General features: G+C 51.0%; 16 protein-coding genes and 1 pseudogene (1 of these 17 cut by a window edge). 9 read left to right on the plus strand and 8 right to left on the minus strand.

The genetic code is table 11. The features are described from left to right. Positions 1 to 2 precede the first annotated feature (2 nt). From dgaE to nlpA, 4 genes are all read left to right on the plus strand, one after another. Complete coding sequence (gene dgaE / locus OGX92_RS09850) at positions 3 to 1,112, plus strand: D-glucosaminate-6-phosphate ammonia lyase (RefSeq protein WP_279275352.1); 1,110 nt, start codon at positions 3 to 5, stop codon at positions 1,110 to 1,112. Beyond that, positions 1,099 to 1,842 (plus strand): 2-dehydro-3-deoxy-phosphogluconate aldolase, encoded by a 744-nt coding sequence (dagF, locus tag OGX92_RS09855; protein ID WP_063941183.1) that lies wholly within the window; start codon positions 1,099 to 1,101, stop codon positions 1,840 to 1,842. Before dgaE ends, dagF begins: the two co-directional genes overlap by 14 nt. Positions 1,843 to 2,052: 210 nt before the next feature. Continuing rightward, entirely contained in the window at positions 2,053 to 2,979 is a 927-nt protein-coding gene (locus OGX92_RS09860) for an Rpn family recombination-promoting nuclease/putative transposase (protein ID WP_284962200.1), read from the plus strand. A 123-nt stretch (positions 2,980 to 3,102) separates the two neighbouring features. Next, the gene (gene nlpA, locus OGX92_RS09865) at positions 3,103 to 3,921 is read left to right on the plus strand and encodes a lipoprotein NlpA (RefSeq protein ID WP_032945419.1); all 819 of its coding nucleotides are present in this window, start codon (positions 3,103 to 3,105) and stop codon (positions 3,919 to 3,921) included. Between the two features lie 28 nt (positions 3,922 to 3,949). On the opposite strand, the gene OGX92_RS09870 is transcribed toward nlpA, so the two are convergent. Together OGX92_RS09870 and OGX92_RS09875 are read right to left on the minus strand one after the other, a co-directional pair. Continuing rightward, positions 3,950 to 4,852 (minus strand): carboxylate/amino acid/amine transporter, encoded by a 903-nt coding sequence (locus tag OGX92_RS09870; RefSeq protein ID WP_003827166.1) that lies wholly within the window; start codon positions 4,850 to 4,852, stop codon positions 3,950 to 3,952. Between the two features lie 25 nt (positions 4,853 to 4,877). After that, positions 4,878 to 5,822, minus strand: a complete 945-nt coding sequence (locus OGX92_RS09875; protein ID WP_063941261.1) for a LysR substrate-binding domain-containing protein — start codon at positions 5,820 to 5,822, stop codon at positions 4,878 to 4,880. A 146-nt stretch (positions 5,823 to 5,968) separates the two neighbouring features. Between OGX92_RS09875 and OGX92_RS09880 the strand changes: the two genes are divergently transcribed. Then, entirely contained in the window at positions 5,969 to 6,745 is a 777-nt protein-coding gene (locus OGX92_RS09880; RefSeq protein WP_193134859.1) for an SDR family NAD(P)-dependent oxidoreductase, read from the plus strand. Between the two features lie 70 nt (positions 6,746 to 6,815). Here the strand turns inward: OGX92_RS09880 and OGX92_RS09885 are convergent, their stop codons facing one another. The 3 genes from OGX92_RS09885 to OGX92_RS09895 form a co-directional block, all read right to left on the minus strand. Further along, the gene (locus tag OGX92_RS09885; RefSeq protein ID WP_193134858.1) at positions 6,816 to 7,496 is read right to left on the minus strand and encodes a hydrolase; all 681 of its coding nucleotides are present in this window, start codon (positions 7,494 to 7,496) and stop codon (positions 6,816 to 6,818) included. A gap of 500 nt (positions 7,497 to 7,996) precedes the next feature. Beyond that, positions 7,997 to 8,287, minus strand: coding sequence for a putative quinol monooxygenase (locus OGX92_RS09890; RefSeq protein WP_231133702.1), 291 nt, complete (start codon positions 8,285 to 8,287; stop codon positions 7,997 to 7,999). Positions 8,288 to 8,303: 16 nt separating this feature from the next. Continuing rightward, the gene (locus OGX92_RS09895) at positions 8,304 to 9,311 is read right to left on the minus strand and encodes a zinc-binding alcohol dehydrogenase family protein (RefSeq protein ID WP_003827176.1); all 1,008 of its coding nucleotides are present in this window, start codon (positions 9,309 to 9,311) and stop codon (positions 8,304 to 8,306) included. A gap of 104 nt (positions 9,312 to 9,415) precedes the next feature. Between OGX92_RS09895 and OGX92_RS09900 the strand changes: the two genes are divergently transcribed. Continuing rightward, positions 9,416 to 10,318 carry a LysR family transcriptional regulator gene (locus OGX92_RS09900; protein ID WP_048215260.1) on the plus strand — a complete coding sequence of 301 codons (903 nt, stop codon included), beginning with the start codon at positions 9,416 to 9,418 and terminating at the stop codon, positions 10,316 to 10,318. Between the two features lie 36 nt (positions 10,319 to 10,354). Here OGX92_RS09900 and OGX92_RS09905 read toward each other — a convergent pair whose 3' ends face one another. The 3 genes from OGX92_RS09905 to OGX92_RS09915 all read right to left on the minus strand — a co-directional run bounded on the left by OGX92_RS09905 (position 10,355) and on the right by OGX92_RS09915 (position 13,428). Continuing rightward, complete coding sequence (locus OGX92_RS09905) at positions 10,355 to 11,851, minus strand: C69 family dipeptidase (protein ID WP_003827181.1); 1,497 nt, start codon at positions 11,849 to 11,851, stop codon at positions 10,355 to 10,357. 342 nt (positions 11,852 to 12,193) lie between these two features. After that, the gene (locus OGX92_RS09910; protein WP_003827183.1) at positions 12,194 to 12,658 is read right to left on the minus strand and encodes a YqeJ family protein; all 465 of its coding nucleotides are present in this window, start codon (positions 12,656 to 12,658) and stop codon (positions 12,194 to 12,196) included. Then, positions 12,655 to 13,428 carry a winged helix-turn-helix domain-containing protein gene (locus tag OGX92_RS09915; protein ID WP_286586493.1) on the minus strand — a complete coding sequence of 258 codons (774 nt, stop codon included), beginning with the start codon at positions 13,426 to 13,428 and terminating at the stop codon, positions 12,655 to 12,657. The genes OGX92_RS09910 and OGX92_RS09915 overlap by 4 nt, the downstream gene beginning before the upstream one ends. A gap of 577 nt (positions 13,429 to 14,005) precedes the next feature. Here OGX92_RS09915 and OGX92_RS09920 point away from each other — a divergent pair. From OGX92_RS09920 to OGX92_RS09930, 3 genes and pseudogenes are all read left to right on the plus strand, one after another. Continuing rightward, positions 14,006 to 14,623 (plus strand): helix-turn-helix transcriptional regulator, encoded by a 618-nt coding sequence (locus OGX92_RS09920; RefSeq protein ID WP_286586489.1) that lies wholly within the window; start codon positions 14,006 to 14,008, stop codon positions 14,621 to 14,623. A 75-nt stretch (positions 14,624 to 14,698) separates the two neighbouring features. Next, complete coding sequence (gene misL / locus OGX92_RS09925; protein WP_286586491.1) at positions 14,699 to 17,473, plus strand: intestinal colonization autotransporter adhesin MisL; 2,775 nt, start codon at positions 14,699 to 14,701, stop codon at positions 17,471 to 17,473. Between the two features lie 33 nt (positions 17,474 to 17,506). Further along, a pseudogene (locus tag OGX92_RS09930) lies at positions 17,507 to 17,577 on the plus strand (IS1-like element transposase); its annotated part runs 224 nt beyond the window's last position; the annotation flags it as partial.

Consider the following 17,577-nt stretch of genomic DNA (forward strand, 5'->3'; position numbering starts at 1 on the left):
CCATGACACAGAATATCTACCAACAATTGGGGCTAAAACAGGTCATTAACGCCTGCGGCAAGATGACGATTCTGGGTGTTTCCAGCGTAGCGCCGGAAGTAATGCAGGCCACCGCGCGGGCTGCTTCAGCCTTTGTTGAAATTGATCGGCTGGTGGACAGAACTGGAGAACTGGTTTCCCGCTACACCGGGGCTGAAGACAGCTATGTCACCTCCTGTGCATCGGCGGGTATTGCTATCGCTGTTGCCGCCGCCATTACCCGTGGTGACCAGGCGCGAGTCACGCTGATGCCGGACAGCGCAGGAATGGCCAATGAAGTGGTCATGCTGCGCGGGCATAACGTTGACTACGGTGCGCCCATCACCAGCGCCATCCGTTTGGGCGGCGGGCGGGTGGTGGAGGTTGGCTCAAGTAATCTGGCGGCCCGCTGGCAGCTGGAGAGCGCGATTACCGATAGCACCGCCGCGCTGCTGTACGTGAAATCGCACCACTGCGTGCAGAAAGGCATGTTGAGCATCGCGGATTTTGTGCAGGTCGCGCAGGTTCACAACCTGCCGCTGATTGTCGATGCCGCCGCCGAGGAAGATTTACACGCCTGGGTGGCGAGCGGGGCGGATATGGTGGTCTACAGCGGGGCAAAAGCCTTTAACGCGCCGACCTCCGGATTTATCACCGGGAAGAAACAGTGGATTGCCGCGTGTAAAGCGCAGCACCACGGGATTGCCCGGGCGATGAAAATCGGCAAAGAGAATATGGTCGGACTGGTGTATGCCCTGGAAAACTACCATCAGGGACAAACCGTGGTCACTGCCGAAGCGCTCCGCCCCGTGGCGCAGGCGATTTCAGAGATTCGCGGACTGGATGCGGATATCGAGCAGGATGAGGCCGGACGCGCCATCTGGCGGATTCGAATTCGGGTGAATGCGCAGGTGCTGGGAATGGATGCCTACGCCGTAGAAGCGCAACTGCGAGAGGGTGATATCGCGATCTATGCTCGCCGTTACAACCTTCATCAGGGTGTCTTTAGCCTTGACCCGCGCACGGTCGCAGAAGGGGAAATGGCGCTGATCGTGGCCCGATTAAAGGAGATTGCAGAACATGCAGCACATTAATTTTTATCGTAATAAAGTGGCTATTAACGTGCTGGCGAAGGATATTGCCAATGCGCGGGAAATCTATGATGCTGCCGAAGGCCACGCGGTGATTGGCATTCTTTCTGCGCAGTTTTCCTCGGTTGAGGAAGGGGTTCTGGAAGTAAAACGTTGGATGAACGACGTGCCGTCGATTTCTGTGGGGTTGGGGGCCGGTGACCCGGCGCAGTATTACAAAGCGGCGATGATTGCCTCACAGGTACATCCAGCACACGTCAACCAGACCTTTACCGGTTGCGGGTTTGCGGCAGGCGCCTTGGCGGCAACGGGCGGTGAACAGACCCATATCAACGCGTTAGTCAGTCCCACTGGCACGCCGGGGGACGTGTTAATCTCGACCGGCGTCAGCAGCAGCCAGGGCACGCCAGCCCGCGTTTCCTGCGATGCAGCGGTCCGTATGATGTTGGATTCAGGAGCCCATGCGGCGAAGTTCTTCCCAATGGGCGGTGAGCAGTCACTGCCTGAGCTATACGCACTGGCGACGACAGCGGCGCGAAACGGCATGACGCTGATTGAACCGACCGGCGGTATCGATCTCGATAACTTCGGCGTTATCCTGCAATCCTGTCTGGAGGCGGGAGTACCGCGCGTCATGCCGCATGTTTACAGCTCGATTATCGACTCACAGACCGGCAAAACCCGGCCTGCAGATGTTGTCAGGTTGATGGAGATAGTCAAAGCCCTGGTGTGATGCCGCCATCGCTGGATGGCCCATAAAAAATGCCCGGAGGTGAGTGCGCCTACCGGGCATTTTTGCGAACGCTATTCCCTGAAAATGAATACATTGCAAAAGTATGTATTTATCCGCCAAGCCGCCTCGCAGATAGAAAAGTTCCCAGATGTTGTGTGTGCGACTGGCGGGTAAGGTTCCGTCATCTTGTTCTTCTGGTGACGGACCGCCATGAAAAAACCAACAACTTCTACGCCGCATGATGCGGTATTTAAAAAATTCTTAAGCCACCCAGAAACGGCACGAGATTTTCTTGATAGCTATCTCCCCGCACCATTACGTGAACTTTGCGATCTGAACACACTGAAGCTGGAGCCAGGGAGTTTTATTGAGGAAGACCTGCGTGCCAGTTATTCCGATATTCTGTGGTCGCTAAAAACGAGAACCGGTAAAGGCTATATCTACGCGTTGATTGAACACCAGAGTTCACCGGATGCCCATATGGCATTTCGGATGATGCGTTATGCCATTGCCGCGATGCAGAATCACCTTGATGCCGGCCACAAAACACTGCCACTGGTGGTTCCGATACTTTTTTATCATGGCATCGCCAGCCCGTACCCTTTTTCACTGTGCTGGCTGGATGAATTTGACGATCCAGAAACTGCGCGGCAGCTTTATGGCGCTGCCTTCCCGCTGGTCGATATCACGGTGGTCTCTGATGATGAGATTATGCAGCACCGGCGAGTGGCGCTCCTGGAACTTGTCCAGAAGCATATACGCGAGCGTGATTTGATGGTGTTGGTCGATAAACTGGTTGCCCTGTTGATTAAGGGATACGCTAATGACAGTCAGGTAGAAACGCTATTTAATTACCTGGTGCAGTCTGGCAGCGCACCGCGTTTTGAGGCGTTTATTCGACAGGTTGCCCTGCGCGTTCCCCAACATAAGGAGAGATTAATGACGATTGCAGAATGCTTACGTGAGTCGGGTCATCGCAGTGGCCTGCAGGAGGGACTGCAAAAGGGTTTGCTAGAAGGCAAAAAGGACGAAGCGTTGCGGATAGCCCATGCCATGCTTGAGAAGGGGATCGATCGTGAACTGGTGCTAATTATTACCGGGCTTGCAATTGATGAACTAACGGTATCTTCCGACTAATTTATCTTAGCCCCATTATGCTTTTTTCTTCTTGCTGATGCTTTTTCGTTTTTTAAACCGCAGCGGCCTTCCCGCTATAGTCATTTCATTACTCATCAGGCGGTTATTGCAAAAGGATAAAACGTGAAGCTGAAGATACCTTATTTCGGGGCCGGGGCGGCGGTATTACTGGCGGGATTATTGCTGGCAGGATGCGATCAACAGAGCAGTGATGCAAAGCATATCAAAGTGGGTGTAATTAACGGTGCTGAGCAGGATGTAGCGGAGGTCGCGAAGAAAGTTGCTAAAGAAAAATATGGCCTTGAGGTGGAGCTGGTGGGGTTTAGCGGTTCTCTGCTGCCCAACGATGCCACCAATCATGGTGAGCTGGATGCCAACGTCTTCCAGCATCGTCCGTTCCTCGAACAAGATAATAAAGCACACGGCTATAAGCTGGTTGCGGTGGGCAATACCTTTGTGTTCCCGATGGCAGGGTATTCGAAGAAAATCAAAACTGTTGCTGAACTAAAAGACGGTGCAACGATTGCGATACCTAACGACCCGACCAACCTGGGTCGGGCGCTGTTGCTGCTGCAAAAAGAGAAGTTAATTACGTTGAAAGCGGATACCGGCCTGCTGCCAACAGCTTTGGATATCACTGATAATCCGCGGCATCTGAAAATTATGGAACTGGAAGGCGCACAGTTGCCGCGCGTATTGGACGATCAGAAAGTGGATGTGGCGATTATCAGTACCACCTACATCCAGCAAACCGGGCTTTCCCCGGTACATGATAGCGTATTTATTGAAGACAAAAACTCACCGTATGTGAACATTCTGGTGGCGCGAGAAGACAACAAAGATGCCGAGAATGTGAAAGAGTTCCTGCAATCTTATCAATCACCTGAAGTGGCGAAGGCGGCCGAAACTATCTTTAACGGTGGCGCGGTTCCGGGCTGGTAATCATGACCTTTTGCCGCGCCGGTTGGTGTTAAACCGCTCTGGCGCGGCGACGTGAATCCATTGAGATAAGTATTACCGAAGAGAGGATCAAAAGCGTGCCCAGCCAGTCTGGCAGGGTAAAGGTAATACCTAACAGCAGCAGGGACAGCAACGCGCTGCTCAACGGTTCCGCGCAGCTTAAAATGCTCGCTTTCGGTCCGCCAATCATCTGCGCGCCTTTCAGGTACAGGCTAAACGTCAGCGATGTGCCGATGACCACCAGATAGAAAAACGCCAGAATCAAACTGCCATTCACCACGAAATTAGTGCCCTGTCCGGCATAAAACGGCAGCAGGATCATGCCGCCGATCAACATACTCCAGCCGACGACCGGCAGCGTGCCGTAGCGCGCGATAAGCGTTGAGGGGTAGGTGGTGTAGAACGCGGCGGCAAACGCCGAGGCAATTCCCCAGAACAGCGCGGCAGGTGAGATAGACAGCGACGTCGGGTTACCGTGGGTGACCAGCAAGAAGGTGCCGATAAGCGATGTGAAGATCGCAGTCAGCACTAAAATCCCCGGTCGTGCTTTGCGCACCACGGAAAACCACGCCACGATTATGGTCGGTGACAAAAATTGCAGCACCGTCGCGGTGGCGGCGTTGGATTTTTCAATAGTCAGCAGAAAGGTTAGCTGTACGGTGAGCGCCCCAACCACGGAAAAAATCAGCAGGCTGATGGCGTCTTTGCGGTTTTTGATAATGGAGAACACTTTGTCGCCGTGAACGAAAGAGAGCATCAGTAGAATGAGCCCGGCGAAAATCAGGCGCGTCATGGTCAGAAACTGCGACGACATCTGGCTTTGCTCCATGATGTATTGCGCGCAAACGCCTGAACTTCCCCACAATACGGCGGCAATCAGGACGTTCATCATCCCTCTTCTGGTGGAACTCATCTTTCCCTCGGCATGTTGTTTTGTTTTATTTGTGTGCAGGCATCATAGCAGAGATGGTTGTGATTTCTGCCAGCACATCCGCAATCAGCCAGTCATTAAAGACTTTTACCTCCGGACGCATTACCGCGTGCTGTGGCGTAACAATGTAGTAAGACCACGCCAGAGGCCAGCGGGTGTTGGGATGAAGCTGAACCAGTTGCCCGTCTGTCAGTAGCTGCTGCACCAATGCCCTACGCACAATGGCGACACCTTGACCACTGAGCGCCGCCAGAATCACCGCAGAGGTAGAGTTGATGTGCAATCCACTGTCGCGAACGACAGGTGCCTGGGTGGCGGTCAGGACATCATTCCAGTCCGGGAAATTGGCGCCGGGGTGGGGAGTGTCATCATGTATAAGCTTCTGTGCGGCCAACCATTCTCTACAGGATATTTTATCTACTGGCACAATACGTGGGCTACAAACCAGAACCGCTTCTTCATCCATCAGCCAGGTTTTATTTACCCCAGGCCAGTCGCCTTTGCCGCAACGCACGCCCAAATCCGCTTCGCCATGAGCAACATCCATCAGCTTTTCCGTCACGTTCAGGCGTAATTCTATGTTTTCATGCGCTTGTGAGAAACGATTGAGGCGGCTCATCAGCCAGTTCATCACCAGTACCTGAGAGGCCGTGATAATCACCACCGAGCGTGCTCGCCGACCGCGTAACTTGTTCAGCCCAGATTCCAGACTATCCAGTCCCTGGGTTATCTCGCGCAACGCGTCCTGTGCTTCGCTGACCAGCGTGAGACGCTCTTTGCCTGAACGAGTACGATGCAGCAGCGGGTGGCCAACCCAGTCTTCCAGCGCACGAACCAATTGCCCAACGGCAGCCGGAGTGACCCCCAGTTCTTGCGCCGCACCAGTAAAACTGCCGTGGCGGGCTGTGGCCTCAAAAGCGTGTAACCATTTAAGCCGATTAAGCGAGCGCATCAGGTCATTTCCCGTTTTGTGAATATCTTCAGTATATGCCATCGAGATAGATTTTCTTTCTCGGTTCGCTATTTCTTCTCATTCGTCAGCACCTCAGGGGAGTGGCATTGTTAGCGCATTAACGAATACGTGAAACGAGGCTAACGATGAACACATTATTTGTCGGCAAAAAACTGTTAGTGGTGGGCGGTACCAGTGGTATCGGATTTGAAACCGCAAAACTGATCCTCCAGGGTGGTGGTCGAGTGGTGCTGGTTGGCAATCGTGCCGAGAAAGCAGAACGGGCCCGTCAGGCATTGGCGGAGCTGGGTGACGTCTCTGTCATTGTGGCGGATCTGATGTCAGAAGCGGGCGTTAAGCAGGTGATGGCAACGGTGAATGCTGAGCACAAAGACATCAACCTGTTAGTAAATGCAGCTGGGGTTTTCTTCCCAAAACCTTTCACTGATCATGAAGTTGAAGATTATGAACTGTACATGAGCCTCAACCGCGCGACGTTTTTTATCACCCGAGATGTCGTGCGTAATATGGCGGCGGCTAACATCCAGGGTGCCATTGTGAATATTGGTTCGATGTGGGCACAACAAGCAATTGGCGCAACACCTTCTTCAGCGTACTCAATGGCAAAAGCGGGACTGCATGCATTAACTAAAAATCTGGCCATCGAGCTGGGGGCGAATGGGATCCGCGTCAATGCCGTTTCGCCAGCAGTCGTGCATACACCTATCTACGAAGGATTTATCCCGAAAGAAGACGTACAAGGTGTGATGAGCAGCTTTGACAGCTTCCATCCGATTGGTCGGGTCGGTACGCCGTGTGATGTGGCTGAATCCGTCGCGTTCCTGTTGTCAGATAAAGCGCAATGGGTAACTGGCGCCATCTGGGATGTGGATGGCGGTGTAATGGCCGGACGTAATGGCTGACAGAGGCTGATGCTGCGTATTACAAAACGCCTGCTTATACTAAACAGGCGTTTGTGAAAGATTGGAAAAGTTAAGCGCGCTGAGAGTCCAACTGCTCGTTATTTTTCACAACATCCTGGGCTTTGGTATAGCTTTCAATCAGTAACTTATAAGTCGGGAAGATTTTGGTATAGACTTCAGCCCATTCCGCTGCGTCTTCCCGATTCCAGGTTTTCTGCAGTTCAGACGCAACCGCGGCAGTATCCATCGGCACGACACCAGCCTGTACGACGCGGGCCATGGTGATCTCCTGTGCCATTTTGCTGTAAGTACCGGAAGCATCGATGACGGCAAAGACTTTAAATCCTTCTGCTACCGCGCTGATGGCCGGGAATGCCATGCATACACTGGTGATGGTACCAGCAATAATCAGCGTCTTACGGCCTGTCGCTTTTACCGCAGCAACAAACTCTTTGTTATCCCAGGCGTTAATTTCACCTTTGCGCGCGACATAATGTGCATGAGGGGCATTTTCATGAATTTCCGGGATAAGCGGACCGTTTGGCCCCTGCGGCACAGAGGCGGTGGTAATCACCGGCATTTTGCATAAGGTGGCGATTTTTGCCAGCGCTGTTGCTCTTGCACGCAGTTCAGTCATTGGCATATCGCCAACGGTCTGGAACAGGCCGCTTTGATGATCGATAAGCAACATAACTGCGTCATTGACATCAATCACTGGGCGTTGGCCATTAAAATTAGCGGGTGTAGACATGATCCATTCCTTGTTGTTGCTTTTTGCGGGTTATCTAACCCGCAGTAAAGTCTATAATCGCCTGGGCGATATCCATTTTTGAGCTACAGCTAATTAACCATTATTGACATCATCATGGTTAATTTCAGGGGGAGACTAAAGTTATTCTTATAAGAATTTCCTTAGTGAGCTTAGTTTCTTCCCACCGCATTAAAATAACAATGCCTGTTATTATGAAATTATATTTCTGCATTCATATTATTTTATGGTATGTACTGGAAGTAAGGGGTAAAAATTCAGTTGATGTTTCTGACTGACTTATTTTTATATTGTTATTATTATTGTGAAATATAATGAATATTAACGATATATCTTCAATGTTAATTTTGTGACTAATACTACGGTTTTCTAGAGGATAATGATCATATCTATTTTATTGTCCAAGTTATTATTGAGTTAGGTAAATTCTCATGTTGATATTTGATATGCTCCCCGAACATCAGAGGAGCACGATATTAATATTACGCCTCAATCGGCGTCAGATAATCCAGCCGTAGCGGTTCGGCTAGCAGATCGTTCATTTGTAGAATGAACGCCTGGAAATGTGGCAGAGCGATATGCTCATCCAGACCGGCCTGACCGCGCCAGGATTCGCGTACGTAGAACACATCCGGCGTGTCGCGTAACTGGAACAGGGCATATTCAATATTGCCCGGTTCCCGGCGCGTGGGCAGCAGCAGAGCTTGTAGCGCCTGTTTCAGTGCGTCGTTTTTCCCCGGTTTGGCTTTCAGTACCGCAATAATTGAAATCACGTCAGAATCAGACATGTTAAAACCCCTCCAGCACAATCTTGCCGACCGAGCGACCGGTTTCAATTTGTGTGTGGGCTTTTTGCAGATTTGCCGCGGTAATCGCGCCAAAATGTTCGCCCAGCGTGGTACGGAGGGTGCTGTCGTCGATCAGCTGCGCCACACGGGTCAGTAACTGATGCTGCGCAATAATGTCGTGAGTGGTAAACATCGAACGGGTAAACATAAACTCCCAGTGCAGCGAAATGCTTTTGGCCTTCAGCGGGCGCGCATCGAGAGTTTGCGGATCGTCAATCAGCGCCAGTTTGCCCTGCGGCGCCAGTGCGGCAATAATTTGCGAATAGTGCTGCTCGGTATTGTTCAGGCTGGCAACGTGCGTCACCTCTTTAATGCCTATCCGTGCCAGCTCTTCCGTCAACGGCTTGCTGTGGTCAATCACATGATGAGCGCCCGCTTCACGTACCCATTTCTGGCTCTGCGGACGTGATGCGGTACCGATGACGATCATTTTGGTCAGCTTACTGGCCAGTTGCGTCAGAATAGAACCGACGCCGCCAGCCGCGCCAACAATCAATAACACATCATCTTCATTGCCATTTTCCTCAACGCCCAGACGGTCGAACAGCATTTCCCAGGCGGTGATAGCGGTTAGTGGCAGCGCCGCAGCAGAAGCATTATCCAGTGTTTTTGGCTTCAGCGCGGTAATACGTTCATCAACCAGCTGAAATTCACTGTTACTGCCAGCGCGGCCGAGCGCTCCGGCGTACCAGACTTCATCGCCGGGTGAAAATAGGGTGACGGCTTCACCCACGGACTTCACCACGCCAACGGCGTCCCAGCCCAGTACGCGCGGCACATCAGCGTTAAAACCTTCGCGGACCTTGGTATCGACGGGGTTGACGGAAATGGCTTTCACTTCAACCAGCAGATCGTGCCCGGTAGCGACTGGCATGGGCAGGTCAATCTCTTGTAAAAATTCAATGTTATTGCCGTCGGTCGCGGCGCGGGTGATGGCGATGGCTTTCATGGTCTCTCCGGTTACAGGAATCAGTTGAATAATTCGATGGTAAACCGGTAACAGAACGGGAAAAATAGCCCTATGGCGACAGGACTTATACTCGGGGAGTGAAAATGTTCCGGCTTGAAGATCTCACGTTGTTTGTCCGCGCCGCGGCGCTGAATAGTTTTAGCGATGCCGCGCGCGAAGTCGGCGTTCAGCCTGCTCAGGTCAGTTCAGCTATCAAGCGCCTGGAGTCTACGTTGGCTATCCGCTTGTTCGCCCGCTCCACGCGCAGCCTGCGCCTGACGCCAGAAGGTGAAGTCTGGTTACCCTATGCCCGCCAGATGCTGGATGTAATGCATGCCGGGTTGCAAAAAATTCAGACCCCGGAAGATGAAGTATCAGGCACGCTGCAAATCGCCGTGCCTTCCGATCTCGGTCGTAACCTGCTGCTACCGGTCTTTCAGTCGTTTCGACGCCGCTATCCCGCGCTGCGCCTGCGGATTTTTTTCTCCGACCAGGTAACGGATGTCTTTAAAGACCCCGTCGATGTTGCGTTTCGCTATGGCAACACCGAAGACGCGTCTTACATTGCGCTGCCGGTTGCACCGGGTAACCGACGTGTGCTGGTGGCATCACCGGAATGGGTTGAGCAAAACGGCGCGCCGCAAAAACTGGATGATTTAACACAGCTCAACGCCATGACTTTCGTATTACGCGGCCGCCTGCACGATCGCTGGACATTTACGCGCAACGGCGAGGTCAGTAGTGTGCAGGTTAACGGCACCATTATGAGTGACGATGCGGAAGTGATCCGGCGCCTGGCGATTGCCGGAGAAGGTGTGGCGTACAAGTCGTGGCTGGATGTCAGCGAGGATGTGCGTGACGGTCGATTACAACTGCTGATGCCGGATTATCAGGGAGAGAAAGTCCCGCTGAATATGATTTGCCCGCATCGGAAGCAGCTTTCAACCGCGGTACGCCTTCTGCACGAGGCGGTGAAGGCGCGGTGTGAAATGCTGGCGCAAAGCTAATAAGCGCTTTACGCCAGAATACTATCGCGTCGTTACTCAGTCTTTTTTCGTTGCATTCGCAAAGAAAATATCAGACTGAATGTCTTTAGTGCGGATGGTAAATAGCTGATTGGTTAGATCTTCCGTCAGCTTCTCGGCGTCGGCCATGATGCGCAGGTTGAAGTCATTCAGCATCTTATCGGCGGCAGGTTTATCGGTTTTCGCCATCTTCAGATACTCTGCTTCGACCTCTTTTTGCTCCTTCGCCACTTTGTCTTCCCACGCTTTGTAGGCTTTTTTGACGATTGGCGCGAGCTTCGGATAATCGGTCATCGTCAGCGTTTGTAATTTACGATATTTCCAGTAGATAGACTGATCGTCCGCTTTATCGGTACCCATCGTGTAGTTAGCCGGATACGCTTTCAGGCCGCTGTAGTACGGAACAAAGGCGGTGAGGTCAGCCATGCCCAGGCCAATGTAGGTCGTTTCACCAATCTCTTTTGGCAACCACGGACGGACCTGCATGACGTGCGCTTCATAGGTACGGAAAACGCTTACCGGACGCCATGGCTCTTTGCCGTTCAGACCGTTGGTGTACGGGTCATGGCTGGTCCCTTCATAGTGACTACGCAACACGGCCTTCACATCGTCCAGCGTCATTTTCTTCTCTGGCGTCATGAAGACCGGGAATTCGCGCCCTTTGGCCATATCCTGATTTACGGAAGGATTGAACTCTTTCTGGATGGTCCATACACGAGGGTCGTTATACGTGCGGTCACGCTCGTCATCACGGGTATAGGCTTTGGAGAAGTTGAATTTACCGTCTTTCGCCGGATCGTACAGTCCTTTTTCAGTCGCAAATTGAATCAGGTTTTTTGACGCCATCATGTCCGGATTTTTAGGATCGTAATCCTGTAAGCGGCCCTGATTACCGGTGGCAAAATACTGGTTATTCGGCAGACGCTGCGCCATCCACTGGTGGCCGCTACCGGTTTCCAGGTACCAGATCTCGTTATCGTCGACGACGGCAACGCCAAAACCTTCGCCTGCGCCGACGGTCTCAACGATATGGCCCAATAGCGCCACAGCTTCACGTGCGGTTTTACTTTGTGACAGCAGAATATCCGGGATATCGTCTTCGGTGATCCCTTTATCCTCAACGTACGGGTCGGCGGCCAGTGCTTTCGGTGAGGCAAAAATGGATTCTGTACCGCTCACGCCGACACCCAGCTCGTTAAATCCGGTCGCGCCGTGCAGTTGGGTTTTCCAGTTTGGGACAGTGGTATAACGCAGAGAGTTTTTCGGCAGTGGCCAGGTAAAATCATTCGCACCATTATGTGCTTTGGTGCTGTATACCCCGGTCTGATTTTGCTTTGCCGGATGAATGACAAAATGCTGTGCTTTCAGAGCATCGCTGTCTGCGCTACGGGCGACCAGCATGGAGCCGTCCGCTGATGCTTCGTTGCCGACCAGCAGGGTCGTACAAGCAAAACCTGATGAAACAACGGCCAAATTTATAGAAAGTGCAATCAGGCACTTTTTAAAAGTAAACATTACGTATCCCTCATATGTACGCCAAAAATACACCGGAAACACACCGTTTCCTGAAATGCGATAACGCCTGAATGCTCAGACATTGCTCGCGAGAGAGATAAACGCCCCTGCCCACGTCTTCTCCAAATATCCATCCGTAGGTTGAAGTCTTCTGGGCAAAATATAACGCCCATTTCGCTTAATTATTACGCAACGGATATTATGATATTCAGGATGTTTCCTGATTCGCGATGAAGAATAGCAATGGGTTATGTGTGGATTCAGTGACCCATGTCGCGTAAGTTAATGATGACAAATGTGAATTTCATTGAGGGGCCGTACTTTTTGTTTCCGGATATGACGTTACCTTTTGCGGCAATACAGCGAGGGCACATTGGAGCTGGCAAAAATCCATGCACCTTTATACTCCTCCATGACCAGGCTCAGGCTTCGTCCGCTTTGGCGGTAAAATCCAGGTAATGTGTCGTTAATATCCGCTTCATCAGCGGTGTCAGCGAAGGTTTTGACGACCTGCATCGCCTGTAGCACTCGGGCATCGCGCTTTTGGGTGTAGTTAAAATAGATGTTCCTGCTAATGTCGGAGGTATTACGCCCGTACAGTTTGCCGGTAATAGTGGCCAGGCCTTCACTGTTGTACATCCGAAACGATAACGTACCGGTAAAGCGGTTGCTGCCAATATTCCATTCCATGTTACCGATGCAATTCAGCGGTTTGTCGGCATAGCGTGAATGCCATAACCATCCCCCTGAACCGAGCACAGTAACCAGCCCGGCCACGAGCACTATAAGGTGGCGTGTTTTTTTCATTGCCCGCGCATCCAGTAATAATGAGTAGTACAAAATGCGTTAGCATCCACCCGTGCATCTTTATCACAGACAAATGCCACGATCCTTTCCGCTTTGCTGTAACCGGTAAGAAACACGTGCTTGTTGTTTTCACAGAGATAGGGATGTAACTGCATCAGATTGAAATAGCCTTGCTGGTCGTGTTCATTTGGTGAGTAATAGATTTTGCAATTTTGTCGCGATGGGGTCTGCATGGAGACCGGGGCAAATTTACTAAACGGCATAACAGGGCGCGTTTGATACCACACCAGCCAGATGATCAACGTGGCAATCACGACACTGGCGCTAAATAAAACCTCAAACCAGGGTATCTGCGTAGTTTGTTGTGGTGTCGAAGGAATTATCTTTGCGGGGGTGATTTCTTCAATAACCGGCGGCGGGGAAACTTCACTCTGTTGAAGCGTTATTGTCTCTACTTGCGTATTCTCATTTAATCTGAGCCCACGTCGGGAAATAGTTTTCACCGTATCACGAGGCAACCCCACGTCCGCCAGCGCGTTACGTAGTGTCAGAATAGCCTGGTAAAATGTGTTGGTGGTGGTCACATTATTTCTTTCACCCCAACCAATTGTCATCAACGTGTTCTGGGAAACAATGTCACTTGCGTGAGTAATTAAATAGAGAAAACAGAGCGAGGCAGGGAGCTGGAGCTGAATTGCTCGCCCGGTCTGACGATTGACCAGACTTTTGCTATCAGGATTAAATTCGACCAACTGATTGATAAGGTACAATTGCCCAGCCCTCAGTAACCAAAACGAATCACAGCGTGTGCTAACGCATCCTTTAAATTTTACATCCAAATCGATAATGCGCCTCACTCTTTGTTCATGATTGAAGATAAGAATTTTGCTTAATTATTAAAAATCCTTTAAATACAACATGTTAGAGATCTTATTTCTTAGGTTAAAATTACCTAAGGTTAAATAATGAGAATTCATTACAGTTTTATCTGAATTATCTTTATATTTGTCCACAACATGACAAGGGTGATTGAGTTATCAGAATTACGTAATTAGTAAGCAACCTTTATGCAGGTTATTTTTTAGCAAATAGTGCTTTTTTACTGTTTATCTTAGAATCTGAATTTATGCATAAAATTCCTAAAGCATAGGTTGTTATTCTGAGATAAAGCGTAAATAAGCTTAGCGCAATCGTATTACTCACAGCCCATACATATTAGTGCATCAGGAGTTTATTACATTTTATTAGCGCCACTGTTATTAACTGACAAGGAACGTACTACGTGTTGGATTGACACATTTATTTACCAATGAAATATTTATGGAAAAATAACAGGAGTCATTTTTGATGAAGAGATCACCGTCACAGACTGTTCGTTGCATAAGCTGTGAATTATCCTGTCAATTATTTCCAGATACTGCGGTTCGCGCCAGTTACTGTCACCGTGCCGCTTTTGCTATCTGGCCTGAGGGGAATGGCTTTCTGCAAAAAGGAATTATTGAAAAGCTTCTGCTTAATAATCAGAACCATTTGTCGTGTGGGTTTATTTTTGTGGATTTTTCTTTCCCTAATCTACGCCTGTTTTCCGACCCGCAATGGGTTGACCGGCTGGCCTACAGCGGTATGCATATTGTGTTGATAGCTGACAGGAATCTGGCGCCATTAGCCAACTACTGGCTGTCCAAAAGCAATAAAATACAAGGGATTATATATTCCGATGATGATGACGAAGTTCAACATCAGAAAATCAGGCGACTCTTTACTGGCCATCTCGCCAACAGCAAACGTGGACGCTCACTTAACTATACTGAAATGATATTACTGAAGCGTTTTGTGTCAGGGAAAAGTATTCAGCAAATTACCAAAATAGATAATATCGATATTAAGAAAATATATGTCTACAAGCTCAGACTTGAAGATAAGTTAGGCCATAGTATTCATCAAATATTGTCGAACATTTTATAACGTATTTTTGAGTTTTATTATTTTCACATCCTTGCGATGTGGTGGACGCTCTACGCCTGAAAGCAGGAGGCTAATATGCCAAATCCCAAATCTTATTCTCGTATTGCCATAGCGGTTTCAGCCGCATTAACCTCTATGGTATTTTCAGCTCATGCGGCATGGGTTGACGTTGATAGTCTACCTTCCAGCGGACTGGTTAGCAGTCTGCCTCCGGAATTGCAGGCAATAATTCCAGCGCAGGCAAATGCCAGTTTCGCTAAAACCAGCGCCATGCCGAATTATGTTTATCAATGGAGTGCGGGCACGATTCCTGTTTATGGCAATGGATTAACGATTAATGGACCCGGTGCTGAAGCCTTTGAGCACTCTGTTACCGTTATTCAGAACAGTACAACGGGTAGTCCGGGCGTTATTTTTGGGGACGACCTGACGATTCGCACGCAGTCGAAGAATGCCGCCAATAATGGTAAAGATGTTGACGGTATCCGCACGCACGGGGCCAATACGCCGGATAACCCGGTCTTTATCATCACCGGGGATCGCACCAGTATTTATGTGGACGGTCAGGATGGTGACGGTATTAACGCTGGTTACAACTCCTATAGCCAGGGTTGGAAGGGCTCGGCCAGCATTTACGTCGGCGACGATCTGTACATTCAAACCACCGGTTCCCAGGGACGTGGTATCACAGCCAACGCGATGAAAGACGCCACGCAGGCCAAAAATACAATTGTGGTCGGCGACCGGGCACACATTGTGACGATAGGTGATAGCTCAGAAGGTCTTCGCACCGGGCAGAGCGGTTCCTCAATCCTGCTTGGCAATGACGCCACCATCGAGACTTCGGGGGCTTCTTCCACGGGGATTTATGCCGCCTCATCGTCCAAAACGGAACTGGGCAACAACGCGACGATTACGGTCAACGGCGTCAGCGCACACGCGGTTTACTCCACCAACGCGACCGTGAATCTCGGTGAAAACGCAACGATCAACGTGAACAGTTCGGCGAAAGCTGCGTCATACAGCAAAGCGCCACGCGGCCTGTATGCGACTTCACGCGGGGCGATAAACCTGGCAGGCGGTGCCGCCATTGCCATGGCGGGCGATCACAGCAACGAAAGTTATGCCATCAGCACCGAAACGGGTGGCATCGTAGACGGTTCTACTGGCGGGCGCTTCCTCATCGATGGCGATCTTCATGCCGCAGGCGCGACTGCCGCAACCAGCAGTCTGCCGCAGCAAAACAGTACCATTAAGCTCAACATGACCGACAACTCGTTGTGGAGCGGAGCGTCATACATCACCAGCGCCACTGCCGGGACGGGCGTTATCTCGCTGCAAATGAGCGACGCGACCTGGAACATGACCAACAGCTCAACGCTCACCGACCTGACGCTGAACGGCGGGTCAGTCGTGAACTTTGGGCATGCTGACGGCGAACCGTGGCAGACGCTTACCATCAATGAAGATTTTACCGGGAACGGCGGTAAACTGGTTTTCAATACCGTTCTGAATGACGATACCTCCGAAACCGATAAGCTGAAAGTGCTCGGCAACACCGCGGGTAATGCGTTCGTGGCGGTGAATAACATTGGTGGAACCGGGGCGCAGACCATTGAAGGTATTGAGATCATCGAAGTGGCCGGTAATTCTGACGGTACTTTTGAGAAAGCGGGCCGTATTGTTGCCGGAGCGTACGACTATAACGTTGTGCAGAAGGGCAGCAACTGGTATCTGACCAGTTTTATTCCTGCTCCGCCGGATCCGGAAGACCCTGACCCTGTTGATCCGGACCCGGTTGACCCTATTGATCCAGACCCGGTCGATCCTGTAGACCCGATTATCCCTGAGCCGGAAGAACCCGTTGCGCCTCCTGTCACTGAGCAGCAATACCGTCCGGAAGCAGGCAGTTATCTGGCAAACAACTACGCGGCTAACACGCTGTTTATGACCCGACTGCACGATCGTCTGGGTGAAACGCAGTACGTCGATATGCTGACAGGTGAGAAGAAAGTTACCAGCCTGTGGATGCGTAACGTTGGGGCACATACCCGCTTCAAAGACGGTAGCGGGCAGTTGAAAACCCAAAGCAACAGTTATGTGATGCAGTTAGGCGGCGACCTGGCGCAGTGGAGTAGCGACGGTCTCGACCGCTGGCACCTCGGCGCGATGGCAGGTTATGCCAACAGCCAGAACCGCACGCAGTCCAGCCTGACCGGCTACCATTCACGAGGCCAGGTCACTGGTTACAGCGTGGGTCTGTACGGCACATGGTATGCCAATGACGCCGACAAGACCGGTACCTACGTGGATACCTGGGCGCTGTACAACTGGTTTGATAACAAAGTGATGGGCCAGGAGCAGGCAGCAGAGAAATACAAATCCAGCGGGATAACCGCTTCGGTTGAAGCCGGTTACAGTTTTAAACTGGGTGAAAGCGAGCGCAACAGCTACTGGCTGCAACCAAAAGCGCAGGTGGTATGGATGGACGTGCAAGCCGACAGTCACCGCGAAGCGAACGGTACCCGCGTGAAGGATAATACCGATGGCAACCTGATGACCCGTCTGGGTGTGAAAGCCTTTATCAACGGTCACAACGCCATCGACGACGGTAAATCTCGCGAGTTCCAGCCGTTTGTTGAAGCCAACTGGATCCACAACACACAGACAACCAGCGTGAAGATGGACGATGTGAGCAACGACATGCGCGGCACCAAAAACATCGGTGAGCTGAAAGTCGGCGTTGAAGGTCAAATCACTCCGCGACTCAACGTGTGGAGCAACGTGGCCCAACAGGTCGGCGATAAAGGCTACAGCGATACCCGCGGGGTGATGCTGCCAACTTACTGATTTAGTGTATGATGGTGTTTTTGAGGTGCTCCAGTGGCTTCTGTTTCTATCAGCTGTCCCTCCTGTTCAGCTACTGACGGGGTGGTGCGTAACGGCAAAAGCAC

This window comes from Citrobacter sp. Cpo089 (genome assembly GCF_030332695.1).
GTDB classification, from domain to species: Bacteria; Pseudomonadota; Gammaproteobacteria; order Enterobacterales; family Enterobacteriaceae; genus Citrobacter; species Citrobacter portucalensis.